The following is a 7,059-nucleotide window of genomic DNA, read 5'->3' as shown; positions in this document are numbered from 1 at the left end:
CGATCACGTGGTGCTGGTCGGCGGGGCGACGCGGATGCCCGCGGTCGGCGAGCTGATCCGCGAACTCACCGGCGGCAAGGAACCGCACAAGGGCGTCAACCCGGACGAGGTCGTGGCCGTCGGTGCCGCGCTGCAGGCCGGTGTGCTGCGCGGCGACGTCAAGGACGTGCTGCTGCTGGACGTGACCCCGCTGTCCCTGGGCATCGAGACCAAGGGCGGGATCATGACCAAGCTCATCGAGCGCAACACCACCATCCCGACCAAGCGCTCGGAAACCTTCACCACCGCCGACGACAACCAGCCCTCGGTGCAGATCCAGGTCTTCCAAGGGGAACGGGAAATCGCCGCGCACAACAACAAACTCGGCAGCTTCGACCTCACCGGGCTGCCGCCCGCGCTGCGCGGCGTGCCGCAGATCGAGGTCTCGTTCGTCATCGACGCCTACGGCATCGTGCACGTGGGCGCCAAGGACCACGGCACCGGCAAGGAGCAGTCCATCCAGATCACCGGCGGTTCCGCGCTGCCGAAGGAGGACATCGACCAGATGGTCTCGGACGCCGAGGCGCACGCCGAGGAGGACCGGCAGCGCCGCGAGGAGGCCGAGACCCGCAACCAGGCGGAAACCCTGGTGTACCAGACGGAAAAGGTCCTCAGCGACAACGACGAGAAGCTGCCCGCCGACGTCAAGGACCGGGTGCGCGGCGCGATCGGCGAGACCAACGAGGCGCTGCGCGGCCAGGACGTGGCGGCGATCCGCACGGCGCTGGACAAGCTCTCCGCCGAGTCGCAGTCGCTCGGGCAGGCGCTGTATTCGGATTCCGGTGGTTCGGAAGCAGGCGGCTCCGGGGGCGGTGGTTCGGGTTCCGGCGGTTCGGGTGCCGGTTCGGGGCCCTCGGGCGGTTCGGCCTCCTCCGACGATGACGTGGTGGATGCCGAGATCATCGACGACAACACCGGCCGGAAGGAGTGAGCCGGCGTGGCGCACGACGAACAGGACCCGCCGAACGCGCTGCCGATCCCGGCCGAACATCCCCGGCGGCGCCCGACCGTGGTGACCGATCTGATCGGCCCGCCGGAGCCCGCGCGCACCGACGCGCAGGCGTCCGCCGATCCGGCCGACCAGCTCGACCGGCTGCGCGGCGAACGCGACGAACATCTGGCCTCGCTGCAACGGCTCGCCGCCGAATTCGACAACTACCGCAAGCGGATGCTGCGGGAGCAGACCGCCAACCTGGATCGCGCGGCCGAAGGGCTGCTGCGGGAACTGCTGCCGGTGCTGGACGCCGTCGAGCTCGGCGCGAAGCACAATCCGGAAGCGCTCGGCGCGGTGCACAAGCAGTTGCAGCAGACCCTCGCCGCCGAGGGCCTGCACCGCATCGACCCGCTGGGCGAACCGTTCGACCCGGCACAGCACGAGGCCGCTCCTTCCGACTCCAGCAACGTGATTCCGTTGCACGGCAACGATGTCCAGGCCGACGCCGTGGTCGCCGAGGTGCTGCGCCCCGGCTACCGCACGCACGGCCAGCTCATCCGGCCGGCGCTGGTGCGCGTCACCTCCGGCGGCTGACGACCGGTTTCCGCGAAAGCGATCAACGCGCCAATAAATTCATCGGAAAATGACTGACCAGGAGTCATTCGGGAAGCACGCTGCGCACATGAAAGCCTTCGTTAAACTTTATCGCAGCGTTACGTGACGGTAATCATAATGATCAGGTCTTGTGAGTTGTTTCCGGGCTACTAAAGTTCTCCGCCCGGAAGGGCCGAAAAGGATTAACCCTTCCGCGGAGAACCCCGAAAAGGAGTTGCATGACCACGAAGCGCGCAGCGCGCTCGATCGGAATTTCGCTGCTCGGCCTGAGCACCTTGCTGGCGCCCGCGATCACGACCGGCCTCGCTCAGGCGCACGGTTTCACCGAGAATCCGCCCAGCCGCCAAGCCGTGTGCGCCAACGGTGCAGCGGGTGACTGCGGACCGATCCAGTGGGAGCCGCAGAGCGTTGAAGGCCCCGGGAACTTCCCGCAGCAAGGCCCGGCGGACGGGCATTTGTGCAGCGCGGACAACCCGACGTTCGGGCAGCTCGACGACCCGCGCGGCGGCGACTGGCCCGCCACGAACCTCAAGCCCGGGCAGAACGTCCAATTCCACTGGAAGAACACCGCATCGCACCCCACCGAGTCGTACCGCTACTTCATCACCAAGGACAACTGGGATCCGAACAAGCCGTTGACCAGGGATCAGCTTGAGCCTGCCCCGTTCGCCACGGTGGACTACGGCGGCAAGACACCCGGCGACACCGAGGCCCACGACGTCCGACTGCCCGCTGGCAAACACGGCAAGCACATGATCTTCGCAGCGTGGGAGATCGCCGACACCGACAACGCCTTCTACAGCTGCGCAGACGTGAACCTCAGCTGACCGGCGCCGGACGGCCGTGATTTACACCGAATCCGGGGCAGCGGCCGATGTCCCGGATTCGGAACCCATTCCCCGAAAATCTGGCCCGCCCTGGTTTCGGGCTTTCCAGCCGGAAGTTCGCAAATGTTCCCGCGCCCGCTACCGCGCCCCGTCACCTGCCGATGCCACTGCGGTCTCCACCCAGATCAAATGCATCTTGCGGCGGCGCCCCAGGCGCGCGCAGGCAGCTTCGACGGAACGGAAACGCACCCGTGCATCGTCCACGGTACTGATCACCTCCGCGCAGTCGTCGAAGGCCAAACCCCAGTAGCGCACGTACCCGTCTTCGCGCACACCTTCCTCTTCGCACAACGCGAACACCCTCGGCGCGTCGAACGCCACCACCTCACGCAACTCCCGCTGAAACTCCGCATCCGACGGCGCCGCCAGGATGCCCGACAGATCCACGTTCATGGCTCCTCCATCCATGCCTCTACACTGACCGCTAACACGTTACTGGCTAACCGTTAGCTGCCCTAGATCACGATCGGGTGATCACTTCGGGGTAAGCCGAGGCGACAGGCACACTGGGGCGCGCGAGGAGGTTGGTTGCAGTGAGAAGCGATCCCGCGTCAACGCGTCGACGCATCGGAGCGGCCCTGCGGCAGTTCCGAAACGAGGCTGGGAAGACAGCCGAGCAGGCAGCCGAGGAGCTCGGGTGCTCACGCGGCAAGGTAAGCCAGATGGAAGCGGGCATGTACCGCCTCCAACACCGCGACGTGCGGGATCTGTTGCGCTTCTACCGGGTTCCCGAGACCGAGGTCGAAAACCTGGTAGCGCAGGCGAAGAGCTCGGCGGAACCGAGTTGGTGGGAACCGTACGCCGACATCGTCGAGGACTGGTTCGCCTTCTTCCTCGGTTCCGAAGGGGAAGCTGCCCGGGAGTTCAACTACGAACAACTCGTCATACCGGGACTTTTGCAGACCAGGGACTACGCTGAAGCTCTTACCGAGGCCAGTCGCAGCGTCGCTGCCCAGGACCGCCGAGCCGTCGCCGAGCTCCGCCTGGAGCGGCAGCGGCGGCTGCACGACTCGGCTCCGCTGCGACTTGACGCCGTTATCGAGGAGTCCGCGTTGCGCCGTCCGGTCGGCGGCGTAGAGATCCTGCGTGGCCAGCTCGCGCACCTCGTGAAGGTGGCCACCTTGCCGCATGTGCGCATCCAAGTGCTGCCGACTTCGGCAGGTGCCCACAGCGGCATGGATGGGAAGTTCATCGTTCTCGAATTCGCAAGCTTCAGCCCAGGCGTTTTCCTGGAGGGGCATCCGGTGCTGGGTGCGCGCTACGACGTCGGAGACCCACTGCTGGCGGAGACCTACCTCGCAGTTGCGAAAAGTCTTCGCAACGAGGCCCTGTCTGAGGAAGACTCACGGGAGTTCATCGAAGCAGTACTCACCGAACTCCCGTGACGAGGAGCAAGTCGTGGATCCGTTAAAAATCGACTGGAAGCGGTCGTCGCGGAGCATGAACCAGGGTGCGTGCGTCGAGGTGGCGGCGTTGCCCAGCGCAGTCCTCGCACGAGACTCGAAGGACCCGCACGGCCCGATCCTGCGCTTCGACCGGCGCCGCTGGACGAGCTTCCTGACCCACCTGGCGGCCGCGGAGCAACCCGCTCGTTCAGAGTGAGCGGACCGTTCGTCCGGCTAGATTGGACGAACGGTCCGTTCACTCCTGGAAAGACCTCAGTGGATCAGCCGCCGAGGTGCGCCTCCAAGGCGTCGACGCCCGCCGGGGCGCCGCCGGAGTTGCGGACGGCCTCGGACATCTTGTGCACGGCGGCGCGGATCTCGGAGGACTCGGCGACTTCCTGCACCGCATCGCGCAGCTGCGCGGCGGTGATCTCGTCGGAGTCCAGGTACCGCCCGAGTCCGAGTTCCTCCAGCCGCCGCGCGTTGGCCTGCTGCTCCTGCATCTGCGGCACCGCGATCGGCGGCACCCCGTAGTAGAGCGCCTCCATCGTCGAGTTCATGCCGGAATGCGTGAGGAACGCGCTGGCGTGCCGCAGCACCGCGGGCTGCGGGAAGCTCGGGCGGACCTCGAAGTCGTCCGGGATCTCGCCGAGTTCGGCGGGCTCGACGACGTTGCCGATGGACATCGCGACCTGCCAGCCGCTGTCCCGGAACGCCTCGATGCAGGTGCGGAAGAAGTCCGCGCGCTGGTTGAAGATCGTGCCCAGCGAGATGAACAGCAGCGGCTTCACGGAGTCCGCGGGCCGCCAGTCCGACTCCGCGCGCCCGCCGACCGACGGGCCGATGAACCGGAACCGCTCGTCGAAGGTCTCCACCGCGATCTGGAACTCCGCGGGCAGGAACACCAGGTTCAACGAGGACGGGATGGTCTGCCCGAACCCGCCGGATTCGGTGGTCACCCCGAACTCGGTCTTGATCTCCGCCAGCCGCGCCTTGAAGTCCTGGAACACCGGGTGTTCCTCGTGGTCGAACGCATCGGCCGAGTGCTCCCGCAGCAGGTCGCGGAACGAGAAGCGCTCGTTGCCCGCGAAGTGCGGGACCAGCGCCACGTCCGGCACGCCCAGCTTCTCGGCCAGCATCGGCCCGGAGATCTCGCCGTCGTCGAAGCACACCGCGTCCGGCGGATCCTGCTGGAAGTGCTCGAGCAGCACGGGGAAGTTCTCCCGCAGGTCGGCGAGCCGGTGCTGCATGAACGGCGCCATCGCTTCCGGGTCGAACGTGCCGCCGAAATTCGAGGGCAGCTGCGGCATCTCGCTGCCGGTGGGCACCGCGGTCGCGCCCGCCGCCTCGACCACCGGCGCGAACGCGGCGCCGACGCCGTAGCTGACCCGGTGGCCGCGCCGGACCAGCTCTTCAACGATCGGCAATGTGGGGTTGACGTGACCGTGCGCGGGCATGCTGACGAACGCGAAGTGCTTCATTTTCCCCTCAGAGCGAGTGAGTGCGCGGGCCGGCGGATGCCTGCCCGCCGCGCGGCCACCGGCGCTGGCGCCCGCACCTCCATGGTCGCGCAACAGCCGCCACCAATAAAGGTGTTTCTCGCAACTAAATGACTGGGCGGCAGGCCGCCGCAAATCCGTCACCAGCCAAAAAGGCGCCACCGGGACCGCTCTGGTCCCGGTGGCGCCCAGGTGGATCACCGCCCCCGCGCCGAGCTGGCCAGCGCGGAGGCGGTGGCTCAGGTCAGCGGACGATCCGTCGGTGCGATCGGCGCGGGCAGCACGTCCCGGCCGGTCAGGTAGCGGTCCGCCCCGGCGGCCGCGGAACGGCCCTCCGAGATCGCCCACACGATCAGCGACTGCCCGCGGCCCATGTCGCCCGCGGTGAAGACCCCGTCCACGGAGGTCATGAAGTTCTCGTCGCGCGCGACGTTGCCGCGCTCGTCGAGATCCACCCCGAGCTCGTCGAGCAGGCCCTCCTTCTCCGGGCCGACGAAGCCCATCGCCAGGAACGCCAGCTGGCACGGAATCTCCCGCTCGCTGCCCTCGACGGGCACGAACTTCCCGTCCTCGCGGCGCACCTCGACCAGCCGCAGCGCGCGCAGCTCGCCGTTCTCGTCGCCCAGGAACTCCTGGGTGTTGACCGAGAACAGCCGCTCGCCGCCCTCCTCGTGCGCCGAGGAGACCCGGTAGATCATCGGGTAGGTCGGCCAGGGCTGGGCGTCCGGCCGCGTGGACGGCGGCGTCGGCATGATCTCCAGCTGGGTGACCGACCGCGCGCCCTGCCGGTGCGCGGTGCCGACGCAGTCCGCGCCGGTGTCACCGCCGCCGATGACCACGACGTCCTTGTCGGCAGCGTCGATCGGCGAGGTCGCCAGATCGCCTTCCTGCACCTTGTTCGACAGCGGCAGGTACTCCATCGCCTGGTGCACGCCGCGCACCTCGCGACCGGTGATCGGCAGGTCGCGGGCGGCGGTGGAGCCTCCCGCCAGCACGACGGAGTCGTAATCGGACTTCAACTGCTGCACGGTCACGTCCACGCCGACGTTGACGCCGGCGCGGAATTCGGTGCCCTCGGCCCGCATCTGCCCGAGCCGCCGGTCCAGCCGGTGCTTCTCCATCTTGAACTCGGGGATGCCGTAGCGCAGCAACCCGCCGAGGCGGTCGGCCCGCTCGAAGACCACCACGTCGTGCCCGGTGCGGGTCAGCTGCTGCGCGGCGGCCAGCCCGGACGGGCCGGAGCCGATCACCGCGACCTTCTTGCCGGTCTTGGCCGCGGGCGGCTGCGGGGTGACCCAGCCTTCGTCCCACGCCTTGTCGATGATCTCGATCTCGACCTGCTTGATGGTGACCGGATCGGAGTTGATGCCCACCACGCACGCCGCCTCGCACGGCGCCGGGCACAACGTCCCGGTGAACTCCGGGAAGTTGTTCGTGGCGTGCAGCCGCTGGATCGCATCGGCCCAGTCGCCGCGCCAGGTCAGGTCGTTCCACTCCGGGATGAGGTTGCCCAGCGGACAGCCCTGGTGGCAGAACGGGATGCCGCAGTCCATGCAGCGCCCGGCCTGCTTCTTGAGCGTCGTCTCGTTGAGCTCCTCGTAGACCTCGTGCCAGTCCTTGAGGCGCAGGTCGACGGGCCGGCGGCGGGGCAGAGCTTCGGCGCGTTCGTGCCGCGCGGCATCACGCTGCGGCTGCTCGGT

General features: G+C 67.9%; 8 protein-coding genes. 5 read left to right on the top strand and 3 right to left on the bottom strand.

Going from position 1 to position 7,059, the window contains the following annotated elements; translation table 11 throughout:
• The 3 genes from IJH84_RS07170 to IJH84_RS07160 all read left to right on the top strand — a co-directional run.
• A partial coding sequence (locus tag IJH84_RS07170; RefSeq protein WP_295141782.1) for an Hsp70 family protein occupies positions 1 to 970 on the top strand: 970 nt, incomplete at its 5' end.
• A 6-nt stretch (positions 971 to 976) separates the two neighbouring features.
• Entirely contained in the window at positions 977 to 1,567 is a 591-nt protein-coding gene (locus IJH84_RS07165; RefSeq protein WP_295141780.1) for a nucleotide exchange factor GrpE, read from the top strand.
• A 239-nt stretch (positions 1,568 to 1,806) separates the two neighbouring features.
• Positions 1,807 to 2,415 carry a lytic polysaccharide monooxygenase gene (locus IJH84_RS07160; protein WP_295141777.1) on the top strand — a complete coding sequence of 203 codons (609 nt, stop codon included), beginning with the start codon at positions 1,807 to 1,809 and terminating at the stop codon, positions 2,413 to 2,415.
• Positions 2,416 to 2,553: 138 nt separating this feature from the next.
• Here the strand turns inward: IJH84_RS07160 and IJH84_RS07155 are convergent, their stop codons facing one another.
• Complete coding sequence (locus IJH84_RS07155) at positions 2,554 to 2,868, bottom strand: hypothetical protein (protein WP_200070689.1); 315 nt, start codon at positions 2,866 to 2,868, stop codon at positions 2,554 to 2,556.
• A gap of 140 nt (positions 2,869 to 3,008) precedes the next feature.
• Here IJH84_RS07155 and IJH84_RS07150 point away from each other — a divergent pair, with 140 nt between their 5' ends.
• Both IJH84_RS07150 and IJH84_RS07145 read left to right on the top strand, forming a co-directional pair.
• Positions 3,009 to 3,860 carry a helix-turn-helix transcriptional regulator gene (locus tag IJH84_RS07150; RefSeq protein WP_295141773.1) on the top strand — a complete coding sequence of 284 codons (852 nt, stop codon included), beginning with the start codon at positions 3,009 to 3,011 and terminating at the stop codon, positions 3,858 to 3,860.
• Between the two features lie 13 nt (positions 3,861 to 3,873).
• Positions 3,874 to 4,077, top strand: coding sequence for a DUF397 domain-containing protein (locus tag IJH84_RS07145; RefSeq protein WP_295141770.1), 204 nt, complete (start codon positions 3,874 to 3,876; stop codon positions 4,075 to 4,077).
• Positions 4,078 to 4,141: 64 nt separating this feature from the next.
• Here the strand turns inward: IJH84_RS07145 and IJH84_RS07140 are convergent, their stop codons facing one another.
• Entirely contained in the window at positions 4,142 to 5,341 is a 1,200-nt protein-coding gene (locus IJH84_RS07140) for a macrolide family glycosyltransferase (RefSeq protein ID WP_295141768.1), read from the bottom strand.
• Positions 5,342 to 5,598: 257 nt separating this feature from the next.
• Complete coding sequence (locus IJH84_RS07135) at positions 5,599 to 7,011, bottom strand: glutamate synthase subunit beta (protein ID WP_295141784.1); 1,413 nt, start codon at positions 7,009 to 7,011, stop codon at positions 5,599 to 5,601.
• Positions 7,012 to 7,059: the final 48 nt, after the last annotated feature.

Origin of the sequence: Saccharopolyspora sp. (assembly GCF_017434145.1) — a bacterium.
GTDB lineage: Bacteria > Actinomycetota > Actinomycetes > Mycobacteriales > Pseudonocardiaceae > Saccharopolyspora_C > Saccharopolyspora_C galaxeae.
Note: the sequence above shows the minus strand (reverse complement) of the source record. Positions and strands in the feature narration are given on the sequence as shown.